The sequence below is a fragment of the Chitinophaga sp. S165 genome (assembly GCF_003182155.1).
GTDB lineage: Bacteria > Bacteroidota > Bacteroidia > Chitinophagales > Chitinophagaceae > Chitinophaga.
In genome coordinates, this window is the sequence record NZ_QGTG01000007.1 from 339,808 (window position 1) to 354,529 (window position 14,722).

Annotated in this window: 13 protein-coding genes; 7 read left to right on the forward strand and 6 right to left on the reverse strand. The window is 44.9% G+C overall.

The window, feature by feature from the left end; translation table 11 throughout:
• Positions 1-721 precede the first annotated feature (721 nt).
• Entirely contained in the window at positions 722-1,243 is a 522-nt protein-coding gene (locus C7475_RS24620; RefSeq protein ID WP_110056066.1) for a GNAT family N-acetyltransferase, read from the forward strand.
• A gap of 8 nt (positions 1,244-1,251) precedes the next feature.
• Here C7475_RS24620 and C7475_RS24625 read toward each other — a convergent pair whose 3' ends face one another.
• Positions 1,252-2,733, reverse strand: a complete 1,482-nt coding sequence (locus C7475_RS24625) for a DUF6600 domain-containing protein (RefSeq protein WP_110056067.1) — start codon at positions 2,731-2,733, stop codon at positions 1,252-1,254.
• Positions 2,734-3,390: 657 nt separating this feature from the next.
• On the opposite strand from C7475_RS24625, the gene atpD reads away from it, so the two are divergent.
• Both atpD and atpC read left to right on the forward strand, forming a co-directional pair.
• Entirely contained in the window at positions 3,391-4,893 is a 1,503-nt protein-coding gene (gene atpD, locus C7475_RS24630) for a F0F1 ATP synthase subunit beta (RefSeq protein WP_110056068.1), read from the forward strand.
• A gap of 24 nt (positions 4,894-4,917) precedes the next feature.
• On the forward strand, positions 4,918-5,169 hold the full coding sequence (atpC, locus tag C7475_RS24635; RefSeq protein WP_110056069.1) for an ATP synthase F1 subunit epsilon: 252 nt from the start codon (positions 4,918-4,920) through the stop codon (positions 5,167-5,169).
• A 635-nt stretch (positions 5,170-5,804) separates the two neighbouring features.
• Here atpC and C7475_RS24640 read toward each other — a convergent pair.
• The gene (locus C7475_RS24640) at positions 5,805-6,359 is read right to left on the reverse strand and encodes a YqgE/AlgH family protein (protein ID WP_110056070.1); all 555 of its coding nucleotides are present in this window, start codon (positions 6,357-6,359) and stop codon (positions 5,805-5,807) included.
• Between the two features lie 494 nt (positions 6,360-6,853).
• Between C7475_RS24640 and C7475_RS24645 the strand changes: the two genes are divergently transcribed.
• The 3 genes from C7475_RS24645 (at position 6,854) to C7475_RS24655 (ending at position 9,941) form a co-directional block, all read left to right on the forward strand.
• On the forward strand, positions 6,854-8,221 hold the full coding sequence (locus C7475_RS24645) for a sensor histidine kinase KdpD (RefSeq protein ID WP_233259952.1): 1,368 nt from the start codon (positions 6,854-6,856) through the stop codon (positions 8,219-8,221).
• A 94-nt stretch (positions 8,222-8,315) separates the two neighbouring features.
• Entirely contained in the window at positions 8,316-9,128 is an 813-nt protein-coding gene (locus tag C7475_RS24650; protein ID WP_110056071.1) for a HesA/MoeB/ThiF family protein, read from the forward strand.
• 9 nt (positions 9,129-9,137) lie between these two features.
• Entirely contained in the window at positions 9,138-9,941 is an 804-nt protein-coding gene (locus C7475_RS24655) for an alpha/beta hydrolase (protein ID WP_110056072.1), read from the forward strand.
• Here C7475_RS24655 and C7475_RS24660 read toward each other — a convergent pair.
• The gene (locus C7475_RS24660) at positions 9,921-10,832 is read right to left on the reverse strand and encodes an LD-carboxypeptidase (protein ID WP_110056073.1); all 912 of its coding nucleotides are present in this window, start codon (positions 10,830-10,832) and stop codon (positions 9,921-9,923) included. The two genes, C7475_RS24655 and C7475_RS24660, sit on opposite strands and share 21 nt — an antisense overlap.
• A 137-nt stretch (positions 10,833-10,969) precedes the next feature.
• Between C7475_RS24660 and metG the strand changes: the two genes are divergently transcribed.
• Positions 10,970-13,036: a methionine--tRNA ligase gene (metG, locus tag C7475_RS24665; RefSeq protein WP_110056074.1), complete on the forward strand. Its 2,067-nt coding sequence runs from the start codon at positions 10,970-10,972 to the stop codon at positions 13,034-13,036.
• Between the two features lie 52 nt (positions 13,037-13,088).
• Here the strand turns inward: metG and C7475_RS24670 are convergent, their stop codons facing one another.
• The 3 genes from C7475_RS24670 to gpmA all read right to left on the reverse strand — a co-directional run bounded on the left by C7475_RS24670 (position 13,089) and on the right by gpmA (position 14,707).
• Entirely contained in the window at positions 13,089-13,451 is a 363-nt protein-coding gene (locus C7475_RS24670) for a type II toxin-antitoxin system PemK/MazF family toxin (RefSeq protein ID WP_110056075.1), read from the reverse strand.
• Positions 13,441-13,923 carry a hypothetical protein gene (locus tag C7475_RS24675; RefSeq protein WP_110056076.1) on the reverse strand — a complete coding sequence of 161 codons (483 nt, stop codon included), beginning with the start codon at positions 13,921-13,923 and terminating at the stop codon, positions 13,441-13,443. Before C7475_RS24675 ends, C7475_RS24670 begins: the two co-directional genes overlap by 11 nt.
• A gap of 94 nt (positions 13,924-14,017) precedes the next feature.
• A complete protein-coding gene (gene gpmA / locus C7475_RS24680) occupies positions 14,018-14,707 on the reverse strand; it encodes a 2,3-diphosphoglycerate-dependent phosphoglycerate mutase (protein ID WP_110056077.1) in 690 nt (229 codons plus the stop codon).
• Positions 14,708-14,722: the final 15 nt, after the last annotated feature.

The following is a 14,722-nucleotide window of genomic DNA, read 5'->3' on the forward strand; positions in this document are numbered from 1 at the left end:
AAGCATCGAAGAAGCGTCGAAGAAGCGGTATTGCTGAAACAGGCACTTGGTAGAGCTTTATGTCATTTTGTCTTTCTTGAATATACTAGTCGCAATGCTTCATGAGTGGGCGATACGCGGCGGTACCAGTATGGGACTGCGGGCTGATGCCCCTTTTCGAGGCCTGCTATCAGGCTTTATCAAACGTTTGGGCTGTTTGAGCGCTATGTAACCCCTATCAAACGTTTCGGGCTCTCAAATGGGCGAAGGCCCGCAGTCTCCATCTGGCCCCGCCGCTGCTTCATAATGGTCATTGCTACCTTTCTTTCCTCAAAAGTATACACCGCAAAATGGTCATTTACAACTTTCTATGATCGTATATAGATCATATGTAAACTAATATGGACTTACTATTAATGTCTTATAAAGTAAGTATTTAAATTTAGTGCTGTGGAGTCGCTACCATAGCCTGTTATCAGAGATGTCCCATATATGTCCCATATATATCCCATATTTAAGAGGTATGGGATATATATGGGACATATACGGGAAAACTATGAGTTGTTTATGAGTTATTAGAAAGATCAGGTACTATCAGGAAGCATTTTATACCGGTTCAGAAGGCTGTTTATGCCGTCAGTCAGCATTAGGCGTAAGATTGGAAGTAACGCCGCAGGTTATGTCCCATCCGAAGCTGATAAAACCAGCCCGGTACAGCATTACTTGAATTACCTTTGCGTGGATGTTAACGATTCGGAATTTAATATCCCCGGTAACCATACCGGATAATGTTGCAGCGCTATACGAGCAGGCATTTCCGCACGAAGAAAGGCGTAATCTGCCAGCACAGCAATTGTTGCTGAATAATGGCGCATTGCGGCTGGCATTGCTTGAGAATGATGAGGTATATGCCGGTTTCGTGTTTTACTGGCAGCTGACTGATTTTGTGTTCGTAGAACATTTTGCTATAGCGCTGGAAATGAGGGGTAGTGGAATCGGTAGTCGAGTAATGCGATTGATGGAACAGAAGTATCCACGTATCGTGCTGGAAGTAGAGCCACCGCATTCTGATGATGCGGTAAGGCGTATCAGGTTTTATGAAGGACTGGGCTTTAAAGCTTATGCATATCCCTATCTGCAGCCTCCTTACCAGGTGGGAGGGGCGCCGCTTAACATGCTGTTAATGCAAAAAGGTATGTCCCCGGAGGAACATACCTTCACAAAAATCAATAGTGAAATTTATCTTGAAGTCTATGGCTGCTAGTTAAGCCGTTACCCTCTGTTGCCTCGTTCACCACGGGTAGCCGGAGCGGAACGTTGAGGAGCTGCCTGTTGCTGTTGCCTCGGTTGCGGTTGCATCTGAGGACGTGGCGCCGGCTGCATCTGACGTGGCTGTGGCATTGCCTGACGAGGTTGAGCCTGTGGCTGCGGACGCTGCATCTGCGGTTGTGGCGGCCTGCTGGTCGGACCAGGGGCCGGAGTCGGCGTCATCGGACGAGGCGCTGGCATATTGACACGGTCAGGTCTTGGATTATTGTTAACCGGATTAGCTGATGACGGTGGCGTAGCCGGTCTTGTAACTGGTGCAGACGGTGCCGGTGTGGCAGGTCTGGTTACAGGTGCAGACGGTGCCGGCGTAACCGGTCTGGTAGCCGGATTTGAAGGCCTTACGTTATTGTCCGGGCGGCCATCATTATTCCTGTCAAAGTCCGGTCTGTTAGTACGGGGATCATTAATCCTACCGGGAACATTGCTGTTATTCCTGTCTGGAACATTGTTGTTGCTTCTGTCCGGAATGTTGCCAGGACGGGTGATACCCCTGTCTATCGTTCTGCCTGGCAGGGTATTATCAGCCCTGCCGTCGTTGTTCCTGTCTATGACGTTATCCGGACGACCATCATTATTCCTGTCTACACGTACTGTTCTGCCGGGAGTATTAGGTCTGTCGGAATTGTTCCTGTCGTTATTATCACGGCCGCCGTTGGTAATTGCGTTACCTGAACGTGAAGGACGTAATGAAGATGCCTGCGGGCGGTACATCCTTACCTGGTCACGGTCAACAGTTGCACGACCGGGACGGTTATCGCTCACTACACGTACCGGACGGATCTCGTTACGGGTGTAACGTTCCACGTCACGGGTAGCAGGGCCACGGTAGTATGTCCGGTTATTGATGATAGTCGTATTGTTGATGATGGTGGTATTGTTATACACATTTACACGTCTGCCTCTATCCACATAATACCGGTGTACGTAAGGGCTGGTGATGTACTGACAAGGTACGAAAGACCAGTATCCGACAGGGATATTGAAGCTTACGCCTATTGTCATACCCGGTCCTAAAGGCGCCCATCCGTAATAGTCGGGGCTGTTCCTCCAACTTACCCATGCAGGTCCCCATTCGGTGCCTGGTACCCACATCCAGCCATAGGCATCATCGAAAGCCCAGCGGCCGTAGTGGAAGGGGGCCCATCCCCAGTCATAATCGGAAACCCATGTCCAGCCGTAGTCGGAATATACCCAGTGACCGGCGGTGGAGTAAGGTTGGAAGTCAGGACCTGCGTTAGGGATCCATACCTGACCGTAGCTACCATAGCTGGTCCAGCGGCCGTATGGGCTCAGGGCATCGTAGAAGCCTGATATAGAAACCTGTGCCTGCTGTGGGGCTGACCGCGAAGTGGCGCATGATACGCCCGTAACAGCCATTAAAACAGCAACTACAGAGAGGGTGATATAATGTTTTATGTTTTTCATATCTGATTGTTTTAAAAAGGGTGTGGCAACTTATAATTTGTCCCGAAACGAAGTTTGTATAGCGATTAGTTCTAGAAGACCGTAAGTTTTAATTGTGAAGAATGCGTGGTATGATAACAGTTGATCAATTGTTAAGGCTGAAAGCTGGCCTGCGCATCTATCTATTTTGATGTAACGGTGTCAGATTGTTAGCTTGACTCAAATAAATCAATATCTGTGCCTGAAACCCTGATTCCTTGTCTACAGAGGGTTTGATCAGTTTGGTAGGGCGTTTTTTTAGCAAATCCTTCACAAAAACCGTTAAAAAAATGTTAGTGAAAAGCCGGGACTGATATGGGAGGAAGATGAGTGGGAGAGGGATGAGGCAGTTAGTACGGCTAACCATTAGTGGTATTTCTAATATCATGAATCGCTTATAATAAAAAAATATTATCTATCGATGAGTGGTGGTCGTGTATAAGTTAAAAACGCTATCTTGCAGAATACATTCTTCGCCTAACACTTTAAGAACTAATTGACTTACAATTGATAATTAAAGTCTGTGGATGATCGTCCATGGTAGGCTTTACTATTTTTTGAATTTCCCCTATTAACAATTACCTTTGCGCCAAATTTAATAAACCGCTCATTTTAAGCATTTATAAACCTCTTAAAAATATGCCTAACACAGGTAAGATCAAGCAAATTATCGGTCCCGTGGTGGACGTCCACTTTGATGGAAAGTTGCCCGAAATCTACAACGCACTGGAAATTACCCGCGAAAATGGTCAGAAGGTAGTGCTGGAAGTACAGCAGCACCTTGGTGAAGACAGCGTTCGTTGCGTAGCAATGGACTCTACAGATGGTTTTGTGAGGGGAATGGCAGTTACCGACAAGGGTACTCCAATTAAAATGCCAGTGGGCGATGGCATCAAAGGCCGCTTGTTCAACGTGGTAGGTGAGGCTATTGATGGCTTGGGTGATGTAGACAGCAGCAATGGTTATCCTATTCACCGTAAGCCGCCTAAATTCGAAGATCTGGCAACAGATACAGAAGTACTGTTCACCGGTATTAAAGTGATCGACCTGATCGAGCCTTATGCAAAAGGTGGTAAGATCGGTCTGTTTGGTGGTGCTGGTGTGGGTAAAACCGTATTGATCCAGGAACTGATCAACAACATCGCGAAAGGTTACGAAGGTTTGTCCGTATTCGCTGGTGTGGGTGAGCGTACACGTGAGGGTAATGACCTGATGCGTGAAATGATCGAAGCAGGTATCGTAAAATATGGTGGTAAATTCCTGGAGTCCATGGAACATGGCGGATGGGATCTTACAGCAGTAGACAAGGAAGAACTGAAGAAATCTCAGGCTACCTTCATCTTCGGTCAGATGAACGAACCTCCTGGCGCACGTGCTCGTGTGGCTTTATCTGGTCTGACAATGGCAGAATATTTCCGTGATGGAGATGGTACTGCAGGTGGTGGTAAGGATATCCTGTTCTTCGTTGACAACATCTTCCGTTTCACCCAGGCAGGTTCTGAAGTATCCGCGCTGTTAGGCCGTATGCCTTCTGCGGTGGGTTATCAGCCTACACTGGCTACAGAGATGGGTCTGATGCAGGAGCGTATCACTTCTACCAAAAATGGTTCAATCACTTCCGTACAGGCCGTTTACGTACCTGCGGATGACTTGACTGACCCTGCTCCGGCTACAACATTCGCCCACCTGGATGCTACTACGGTACTGGATCGTAAGATCTCCGACCTTGGTATCTACCCTGCTGTGAGCCCGCTGGATTCAACTTCCCGCATCCTGTCTCCGAACATCGTAGGTGAAGCGCATTACAACTGTGCTCAGAGAGTGAAAATGATCCTTCAGCGTTATAAAGAACTGCAGGACATCATCGCGATCCTGGGTATGGATGAACTGAGCGACGAAGATAAACTGACAGTATCCCGTGCACGTCGTGTACAGCGTTTCCTGTCTCAGCCATTCCACGTAGCAGAACAGTTCACTGGTCTGAAAGGTGTACTGGTACCTATCGAAGAAACTATCCGTGGTTTCAACATGATCATGGACGGTGAAGTAGATGAGTATCCTGAAGCAGCATTCAACCTGGTAGGTAACATCGACGCAGCTATCGAGAAAGGTAAGAAACTGCTGGAAGCAGCTAAAAACTAATATTTTTCACCCTTAACTTTTAATATGTTATTAGAAGTATTAACACCTGAAAGAAAACTGTATTCCGGCGAAGTGTATGGTGTACAGCTGCCAGGCATTGACGGTCTCTTTGAAGTGCTGGACAGGCACGCACCGTTGATCGCTGCCCTGGGTAAAGGCAGGATGAAGGTGCTGAAAGATAAGTCACAGAGCGAATTCTATAACATAGAAGGTGGTTTTGTTGAAGTATACAGAAATAAAGCGACTGTGCTTGTAGAAGGTGCGGAAGTGAAATAAATATTTCGTTGTAAAAAGAAACAGGCCGGGTAGGATTACCCGGCCTTTCTTTTTGTCCTAACTATTCCAATCTAATTAATAAATAACCCTGTTTAGGGGCGCAGCAAGATTACTGGCCAGGGCGTTGCACAAATCAGGTCCAGGCTGCGCAGAAAATGAATTCTGCTGCGGCACTAGGGCCTGTTCCTATGAAAATGAATATTTTATGTCTCTTGAATGATTTTATTGCTTAAACCGTTTAAAAACAAAGTCCGGACCCATTGAAAAAAGGGTCACTACTTATGTCAATTGTTTTAGATTTTTGTTATATATCCAGGAAGGTGTAAACGTGATCTGGTTTGTCCTTCATAGGTATTGTATTCGTTTCGGCTTATATTAGTTCCCTTCCCTACGGTGTCCTATAGCAGGTTTACAAACAACAGAATGCTCTGACTACATTACTTTTTTGCTTAAGCAAGATATTTGATTTTTTTTAAATATCCTCGTTTGGGACAAGGGGGGATGACAATGGTAATGCACCCACAGACGTTAGTCATTGTGGCTCAAAGTGTAGGCCTATAATAATTTTTTTAACTTTTTTTTCCACAAGTGGTATTAATGCTGGTTTACCGGCATACGGAGGAGGATATACGTTGTTAATTCAACAGTGGATCTATCGGGAAATTGGCCATGATGGCAAAGTTACTGCCCAGGTTCTTCAAAGCCTGCTGCCATATATTTTGTTCCTTTTCTTCAAATATGATCGGCACATTACTTTCTGACAGGATCCATGACTTTTCATTCAGCTCATTTTCAAGCTGTCCGCCACTCCAACCGGAATAGCCAATAAAGAATTTGATCTTGTTTAAGTCCAGCTGGCCGTTATTGATCAATGATACTACCTGATCAAACTCTCCACCCCAATACACTCCGTGCTGAATTTCAAAGCCGCCTCTGATCAGCTCCGGCTGCTGATGTATGAAATGGATGGTATCTATCTGTACCGGACCTCCGTAGTAAATTTTAATATCGTTTACAAGTACTTCGGGTACAAGGTCACTTAACTGTTGGTCAAACAGCTTGTTGATCACAAAACCAAAACTGCCTTTGTTTTCCTGATGTTCGCATAGTAATACAACGGTGCGGGCAAAGTTCTGATCTTTAAGAAAAGGGTCCGCTATCAACAATATCCCAGGCGCTAAAGAAACCATAACACAAACAATTTTATCACTAACCAAATTTAACTAATTGAAAGCAAGTATAATAGTATTTATTCCAGATTTACTTGCCAGAATCATCTATTATTTAAGTGAGCAGGGAAAGCTTGGAGAGAGCGGTATAAAAAGTAAAAGGAGGCTAGAAAGCCTCCTTACCATTTTATCAACCAAAATCTAAATCGCTTATGGAAACGAATCCATGTCGATGTATGTAGAAATTTAAAAATTGCTAGTTTGTATAAACCAGTACATCAAATTTAGTACCAGTTTGATAAGGCAAATGTACAGAAGATTGGGGAATTACAAGTATTATTTCCCAGTTAAAATTACGTTAAAGTGATGTTTTATTGCTAAAGTGAATACAGTTAACGGTTTAGAGAGATTAATTTTGTATTAACGTTGCTATAGCAAATAATGATTTTTAACAGTTCCGGTGCTGGTACCCTCAGGGTTTGTGAGTATCTTGTGCGCCTTACTATCGATGTAGCATGGTACCATTGAAGAAAGTATTTCCCATTATTGTGGTGTTAATTACCCTGTCGTTACTGGGTATCATCTGGATACAGGTAAACTGGATATATAACGCCTCTATTGTTCGGCGTGAACAGATGGAACAAAAGGCCGTAGAGGTTATGAATAACGTGCGTGAACAGATGCTTGCACGTAAAGCTCCTCCTATGCGTTTTAAAGTGGATGGTGCACACATCAGGCCTACCGACAAAGGGCTGGCTATCGATAAATATGAGATAACCAATACGATAGACCTGAATGTAAATGTAAGTGACCGCTTTACGATAGATGAAGTGCAGAAACTGATATCTGGCGGGCTTCGCAAAGAACATCTGGACACTACGTTTGAATTTGCCATTCTCGGAAAAGGATATTTTGGTAACAGTAACGGTGTTAAGATGCAGTCCAGTGGCTTTACCCGCATGGTGGAAAGCGCCGGAAGGGATAGTATGGATTATTTATTCCAGTATATCCCGCTATTGAACAGTTTCGAATATGCCACAGGCGAAACCGAGACATTACTGGTTGTACAACCGAAGAATAATTTCCTGTTGTTATTATCACTGGGAAGGATGATGGCAGGTGGTCTGTTATTCACTGCGGTCATTATTACAGCATTCATCCTAACGATCCGTACAATGCTGAATCAGAAGAAGATCTCCGAGATCAAATCTGACTTCATCAATAACATGACCCATGAACTGAAAACGCCATTGGCTACTATCTCGCTTGCCATCGATGCGATCGGCAATGAAAAGGTCATGGACAATAAAGAAAAGATCCGCTACTTCTCCGGCATTATCAAGGAAGAGAACAAACGCATGAATAAGCAGGTAGAGAGTATCCTGCAATCTGCTTTGCTGGAGAAAAATGAAATATCACTGAATCTGCAGGTCACTGATGTACATGATGTGATATCTCACACAGTAGAGAACCTGCAGTTGCAGCTGGCTTCTAAACAAGGACAGGTAGAGCTTCGCCTGGATGCTATCAATCCTATTATCATGGCAGATGATGTGCATTTCTCCAACGTTATATTCAACCTGCTTGATAACGCTATCAAGTATTCCAAAGAGCACCTGGAAGTGGTGATCTCCACATATAGCACACGCAAGAGCCTCGTTATTACAATCGCTGATAACGGTATCGGTATGAGCCGTGATACGATTTCCCGTATCTTTGAAAAATTCTATCGTGCACATACAGGTAATGTGCATAATGTGAAAGGATTCGGATTGGGACTAAGTTATGTGAAAGCTATCGTCGATGCCCATAAGGGTAAGATCAAAGTGGAGAGCGCAGTAGGAAAGGGTAGCAAGTTTACAATGGAGTTTCCACAAGAATAAATAAACGATCAGAAAATAAAATTGATCATCAGGAATTGAACAATGCGATTGCTGATGATCAATATTTCATTCCTGATTTTTCAATAGATTAGTTATGGCATTAATTGAAAAAGAACTAGCGCATTTTAAACATCCTATTGCCGTTCCTGGTATGGGAGTAGCAATGCAGGAAAAGCTGAAGGAAACACGTATACTGGTAGTTGGCGCCGGCGGACTCGGATCTCCGGTGATCCAGTATTTAAGCGCCAGCGGTGTTGGTGTGATCGGCATTGCCGATTATGGTGTGATCAATGATGAAGATATGCACAGACAACCGCTGTACCTGATGCAGGACCAGCGCAAACATAAAGCGAAGATGGCCGCCAGCCGTCTGTGGGCCAGCAACCCCTTTACCAAACATTATCCTTTACTGTTACAGGTAAAACCAGATAATATAAAACAGCTGCTGGAAGGTATGGACCTTGTTATTGACTGTTCTCAACATGCTGCTACGCATCTTGTGATCAATGACGCATGTATATCGCAGGGTAAGCCTTTTGTGGTAGGCGAAGTACATAACTGGGTATCCTGGTGGGCAGGTTTTAATATCGCCCCTGTAAGCGGAGATGCTGCTGCCTCTTATCGTTGTGCAATGGAGCTGATAGATGACCATCGTAATTTCGATGCCGGTGCTATCGGTGTAACACATGGCGCTACAGGAATGATGATCGTAAATGAAGTGTTGAAGTTTATTGCCGGTGTTCCTGATGGACTGGCGAATAAGTTTTATAGCATGAATTTCCTGCATAATACCTATGGGGTAAGCACGCTGACTCCTAATGCTGCGATACTGGCAGATACAAGGGCGAAAGGCGTGTTAACTGCCGACGACTATGGTCTGGACCTCGTGCCTGATATTGAAGATTAAATGTAACGCATGTTCCGAAAACTGAAATTACGCCCCATACTTTCCTGGATACTTGCCATCTATCTGATAGGTGGCGTTGTATTGTATTTCCTGCAGAAGAAGTTGATCTTCCATCCTGAACCGCTGTCTGCAGACTATACTTTCAAATACGATATTCCATTTGAGGAAATGCGTATCCGTCTCAATGATAAAGCGACGTTGAGCGCAGTGTTATTCAAGGCAGATGCCCCTAAAGGGATGGTTGTGTACTTCCATGGCAATGCGAGGAATATCTCCAAATACGCGAGTAAGGCGAAACACTTTATTGATCATGGCTATAGTGTGCTGATGATGGATTATCCCGGTTATGGGAAATCTACAGGCCCTTTAACGGAAGCCGCTATATATGCTAATGCATTGGAGATGTACAGAGTGGCCAGGAAATTCTTTCCGCCGGATAGTATTCTTCTTTACGGAAGATCACTGGGGACAGGTGTGGCTGCACAACTGGCCACTGTCAGGGATTGTAAGAGACTGGTGCTGGAAGCGCCGTATTATAACATGACTGATATGGCTATGCGGATGGCGCCCATCTACCCGTATGGTTATATGCTGGAGTACAAATTCCCTACAGATGAATATCTGCCTAAAGTAACAGCTCCCATTGTGATCATCCATGGAACGGACGATCACACAATACCGCTGACATCTGGTAAAAAACTGGAGAGATTCCTGAAACCGGGAGACAAGTTTATTCCCATCCCGGGCGCTGATCATAATAACCTGGACAACTATCCGGCGTATGGCAAGGCCTTAGATATCGCGTTGCAGTAATTTACCCTGTCTGGCAGTAACATGCAGTTCATGCGATAGCCCTATTTTCAGGGAATAGTTCTCGTGCGTATGACCTACCGGGAAACCAAAACAAACCGGGTAGTCGTAATCCTGCACGATATTCCTGATGATCTCGTATTCAGTCTGACCAAAAGGCGTTTCAGTCTCTTTACCATCTGTAAACGACCCTATTACCAGTCCGGCGAGGTCTTCCAGCCATCCGGCCCTTTTCAGGTTGTACATCATACGGTCAACGTTGTACCGGTACTCGCCGATATCTTCCAGGAAAAGGATCTTTCCTTTCGTATCCGGCTGTGAATCAGTACCTGACAGGTTTGCTAACAGGGAAAGGTTCCCGCCGATCAGTTTACCGGTGGCCTTGCCAGTACGGTTCAGTTCATGCGGCGCACTGGTATAGCGGTAAGGGGTACCTTTCAGCGCCAGGCGGAGACTGTCAACATATTCATTTTCCACTGTTTCCGGCCTGATACCGCTGCACATCATGGAGTGAATAGTTGGAATGCCGTATTGGTTGTGAATGTGTGTATGGAGCGCCGTGATGTCGCTGTACCCGCAGATCCATTTCGGATGTTTACGGAACTGCTTGAAATCCAGGTCGTCCAGGATGCACACCATGCCATAACCACCACGACCAAAGATAATGGCCTTAATATCCGGATCGTCCAGCATGTCCTGCAGCTCTTCCAGCCGCAGCTCATCCGGAGCGGAAAAATTATGGAAACTGGTGCCTACCGTGATGCCCAGGTGTACCTGGTAACCCCAGGAACTGATCACTCCAGCGGCGTATTCTGCTGCCTGCTGCTCCATTTTACTACTGCTGCAGGTGATGCCTATAAGATCACCTTTTTTGAGGTATGGCGGAATTCTCATTGTTCTATGCTTTAATTACCTTTGCTGACTATTTGGGGGCGAAATCCCAATCCCGATAGGGCTAAGTTGATAAATACTTTTCGCTCTTCCAAAACCAAAAACAGAATTTCGATTATTTAAGCATTCTTTAAGCGAACATGGGAAAATTTAACAGATATCTAATAACAGCGGCATTGCCTTATGCCAATGGTCCGGTCCACATCGGACACCTGGCCGGCTGTTATATTCCCGCCGACATATATGTGCGCTACCTGCGTGCTAAAAAGGCGGATGTAAAGTTCGTAGGAGGAACAGACGAACATGGAGTACCTATCACCATCAAAGCGATGAAAGAAGGTGTTACTCCTCAGGATATAGTAGATAAATATCATAAGATCATCTATGACAGCTTTACAGACATGGGTATCTCTTTCGATATTTTCTCCCGTACCACTAAACAGGTACATCATGAAACTTCAGCGGCCTTCTTCAAAACGATGTACGATAAAGGCCTGTTCGAAGAGAAAGTGACCGAACAGTTCTACGATGAAACAGCAGGCGTATTCCTGGCCGACCGTTATATCACCGGTACCTGCCCTAAATGTGGCAACCCCAATGCATATGGCGACCAGTGTGAGAAATGCGGTTCTTCCCTTAGTCCGGATGAACTGATCAATCCGCGTTCTACTCTCAGTAACGCCGTGCCTGTCAAAAGACAGACAAAGCACTGGTATATGCCTTTACAGAACTATGAGCCATTCCTGAAGGAGTGGATCCTGGAAGGTCATAAAGAGTGGAAAAACAACGTGTACGGTCAGTGTAAAAGCTGGCTGGATAGCGGTCTGCAAAGCAGGGCGATGACCCGCGACAGCAACTGGGGTATTAAAGTGCCACTGCCTGACGCAGAAGGAAAAGTGTTGTACGTATGGTTCGATGCGCCTATCGGATATATTTCCGCTACTAAAGAACTGACGGAGAACTGGGCGGATTACTGGTGTAAAGAAGATACCAAACTGGTACACTTCATCGGTAAGGATAATATCGTGTTCCACTGTATCATCTTCCCGGCGATGCTCAAGGCGCATGGTGGTTTTGTATTGCCTGAAAACGTTCCGGCCAATGAATTCCTGAACATTGAAGGAGATAAAGTGTCGACATCCCGTAACTGGGCAGTGTGGGTACACGACTATGTAAAAGACTTCCCTGATCAGCAGGATGTACTGCGTTATGTGTTAACCAGCACTGCTCCTGAAACAAAGGATAACGACTTTACCTGGAAAGACTTCCAGCAGCGTAACAACAGTGAGCTGGTGGACATCTTCAGCAATTTCGTGCACCGTACTATGGTATTGATGCACAAGCTGTGTGGAGGTAAAGTGCCTGCTTTCCATCCTGAAGTAAAGGATGAGAAAGACGATGCCGTATTGACCAACTTACTTGCTTCAAAACAGAAGATAGAAGATTCTATCGAGAACTTCCGTCTCCGTGAGGCGCTGGCCGAAGTGATCGAAGTATCCCGTCAGGGTAACAGGTATCTGCAGGAAAAAGAACCATGGATACTGGCAAAGAACGCGGAAGAAAATCAGAAGCTGATCGACAACTGTCTGCATCTTTGTTTACAGCTGACTGCTAACCTGGCTATCCTTGCGAATCCATTCTTACCATTTACGGCAAAGAAGATCTGTCATATGCTGAAAGTGGTAGACCGTATGCTGGAGTGGGAAAATGCAGGTAGTCTGAAACTGGTGAGCGTAGGTTATTCTCTGCGTCCGCCGGAATATCTGTTCACTAAAATTGACGATGTTAAGATACAGGAGCAGATCGATAAACTGCATGCAGGCCTGGTTAAGCCGGTAACTCCAGCTGAAGCAGCAGCGCCGGAAGCGAAAGAAGTAAAGGAAGAGATCCAGTTTGAAGATTTCGCTAAATTAGACTTGCGTGTTGGTACTATCCTGGAAGCAGAGAAAGTACCTAAAGCAGATAAACTACTGAAGCTGCTGGTAGATATCGGTACTGAAAAACGTACTGTTGTATCAGGTATTGCTGCCCATTTTGCACCGGAAGAAGTGGTAGGTAAACAAGTTACACTTGTTGCTAACCTCGCACCAAGAAAGATGCGTGGTATTGAAAGCCAGGGAATGATCCTGATGGCGGAAAACGCAGCAGGTAAACTGGTGTTCGTGAATCCGGATGCTGCGGTAGATGCAGGTAGTGAAGTGAGATAATTGTTTTTCCAGATATAGAGGGTCCTTCAGAGCGTATGCTTTGGAGGGCTTTTTATTTGGATTGGAAGTCGTAATCGAATATCAGATCACCTATGTCTTCCATCAGCTCTTTGAATGCAGCTATTTTCATTGTATTGATCTTGGGCCTGTCTATATCTTCTTTAAATGCCATTGTTACCAGGTGCATTCTGACGTGGCAATCCTTTTTAGCCAAAGGTTTCTCAAACATCCGGTCATTTATAGGAAAAGAGAGGTCATCCTTGGTCACAGCCGAACTGGTAATCATTACGGCAACAAAAGTATTCTCATACTCATTTGCTTCAAGTACCGAGAGAACAATGTGTGGGTGTGGTTCGCCGTGATTATTTCCGAAAGGATGAGGGAGTATGTAAACGTCGCGTTGGTTAACGGCCATACAGTTTATTCATTGTTTTTTTGGAACGGTTAACAGCAAGAATTGCTTCTTCGCTTCTCTTTGTCAATGGTTGTTTGAGTGTATTTTTCCGCAATACACGTGATATGCTATGCAGCACGTGTATCATTTCTGACGTAATATCAAGAGAAGGTTGTAGAGCTCTGAACCTGGATTGACTCATATGATCTTCCAAAACTCCCTGCTGTTCGTACAAGTACTCAAGTAGTTTTTCAGCAGATCTTATTTCAGTATGCAGGTCTGTGCCTTTTAATTCCGGCGTCATTTCGATCAGATAGGCATGCGTTTCTTTTAAAGTTGTGAGAATGGTTGCCAGCTTTCTATTGGCCTTTTTGAGCGGCCAGCTGATGGGTATTAAACTACGGAGCAGGAAATGCCAGGAGAGTAGTTTTTTGTACCCTCTATTTTCCCTGTACTGAGAATTTAAGACTGAATTTAAATCAAGTGTAATCATTATTTACTCAGCTAATGTTTTTCTGGTAATGTTAACAAAATCAATAATCTAAGTTACTACTTTAAGTGCTTACACAAAAAATAATTAGTTTGTTTTACTCCAAATAATAATGCCTCACCCTGTTAAAATCCTCATCCAGTTCATACACCCACGGCACTCCAGTAGGAATGTCCAGTTGTGTTACTTCATCATCCGTCAGGTGGTCCACATACTGTATCAAAGCACGTAAGCTATTACCATGTGCAGCAATGATTACGTTCTTATGATTCCTTACAGCGCTCATGATCGTTTCAGTCCAGTAAGGCAATACCCTATCCATTGTTTCACTAAGATTTTCAGTCAGTGGTAATTCTCTTTCCGTTAGTTCTTTATACCGCGGATCATTGCCTGGATATCGCGGATCAGCTTTGTCAAGTGCGGGTGGATGTTCATGTGGGTCCCTCCGCCATTTATGTACTTGCGCTTCTCCATATTTAGTGACTATTTCCGCTTTGTTCAATCCTTGCAAGGCGCCATAAAAGCGTTCGTTCAGGCGCCATGACTTCTGCACGGGTATCCATAAAAGGTCCATTTCTTCCAGTGCGAGGTTCATGGTTTTAATGGACCGTTTTAAAACAGACGTGAACCCGATGTCGAAAGAGTAGCCATTCTCTTTTAAGATTTTCCCCGCATGCCTGGCCTGTGCAATACCTTCTTCTGAAAGATCTACATCTGTCCAGCCCGTGAAACGGTTTTCCAGGTTCCATTGGCTTTGTCCATGCCGAAGCAATACCAGTTTAGTCATCGTTGTTGTATTGTG

Bases quoted from the DNA above. Each gene is read 5' to 3' on its own strand.
- C7475_RS24620 (WP_110056066.1), top strand. From the start codon at position 722: ATGTTAACGATTCGGAATTTAATATCCCCGGTAACCATACCGGATAAT.
- C7475_RS24625 (WP_110056067.1), bottom strand. From the start codon at position 2,733: ATGAAAAACATAAAACATTATATCACCCTCTCTGTAGTTGCTGTTTTA.
- atpD (WP_110056068.1), top strand. From the start codon at position 3,391: ATGCCTAACACAGGTAAGATCAAGCAAATTATCGGTCCCGTGGTGGAC.
- atpC (WP_110056069.1), top strand. From the start codon at position 4,918: ATGTTATTAGAAGTATTAACACCTGAAAGAAAACTGTATTCCGGCGAA.
- C7475_RS24640 (WP_110056070.1), bottom strand. From the start codon at position 6,359: ATGGTTTCTTTAGCGCCTGGGATATTGTTGATAGCGGACCCTTTTCTT.
- C7475_RS24645 (WP_233259952.1), top strand. From the start codon at position 6,854: ATGGTACCATTGAAGAAAGTATTTCCCATTATTGTGGTGTTAATTACC.
- C7475_RS24650 (WP_110056071.1), top strand. From the start codon at position 8,316: ATGGCATTAATTGAAAAAGAACTAGCGCATTTTAAACATCCTATTGCC.
- C7475_RS24655 (WP_110056072.1), top strand. From the start codon at position 9,138: ATGTTCCGAAAACTGAAATTACGCCCCATACTTTCCTGGATACTTGCC.
- C7475_RS24660 (WP_110056073.1), bottom strand. From the start codon at position 10,832: ATGAGAATTCCGCCATACCTCAAAAAAGGTGATCTTATAGGCATCACC.
- metG (WP_110056074.1), top strand. From the start codon at position 10,970: ATGGGAAAATTTAACAGATATCTAATAACAGCGGCATTGCCTTATGCC.
- C7475_RS24670 (WP_110056075.1), bottom strand. From the start codon at position 13,451: ATGGCCGTTAACCAACGCGACGTTTACATACTCCCTCATCCTTTCGGA.
- C7475_RS24675 (WP_110056076.1), bottom strand. From the start codon at position 13,923: ATGATTACACTTGATTTAAATTCAGTCTTAAATTCTCAGTACAGGGAA.
- gpmA (WP_110056077.1), bottom strand. From the start codon at position 14,707: ATGACTAAACTGGTATTGCTTCGGCATGGACAAAGCCAATGGAACCTG.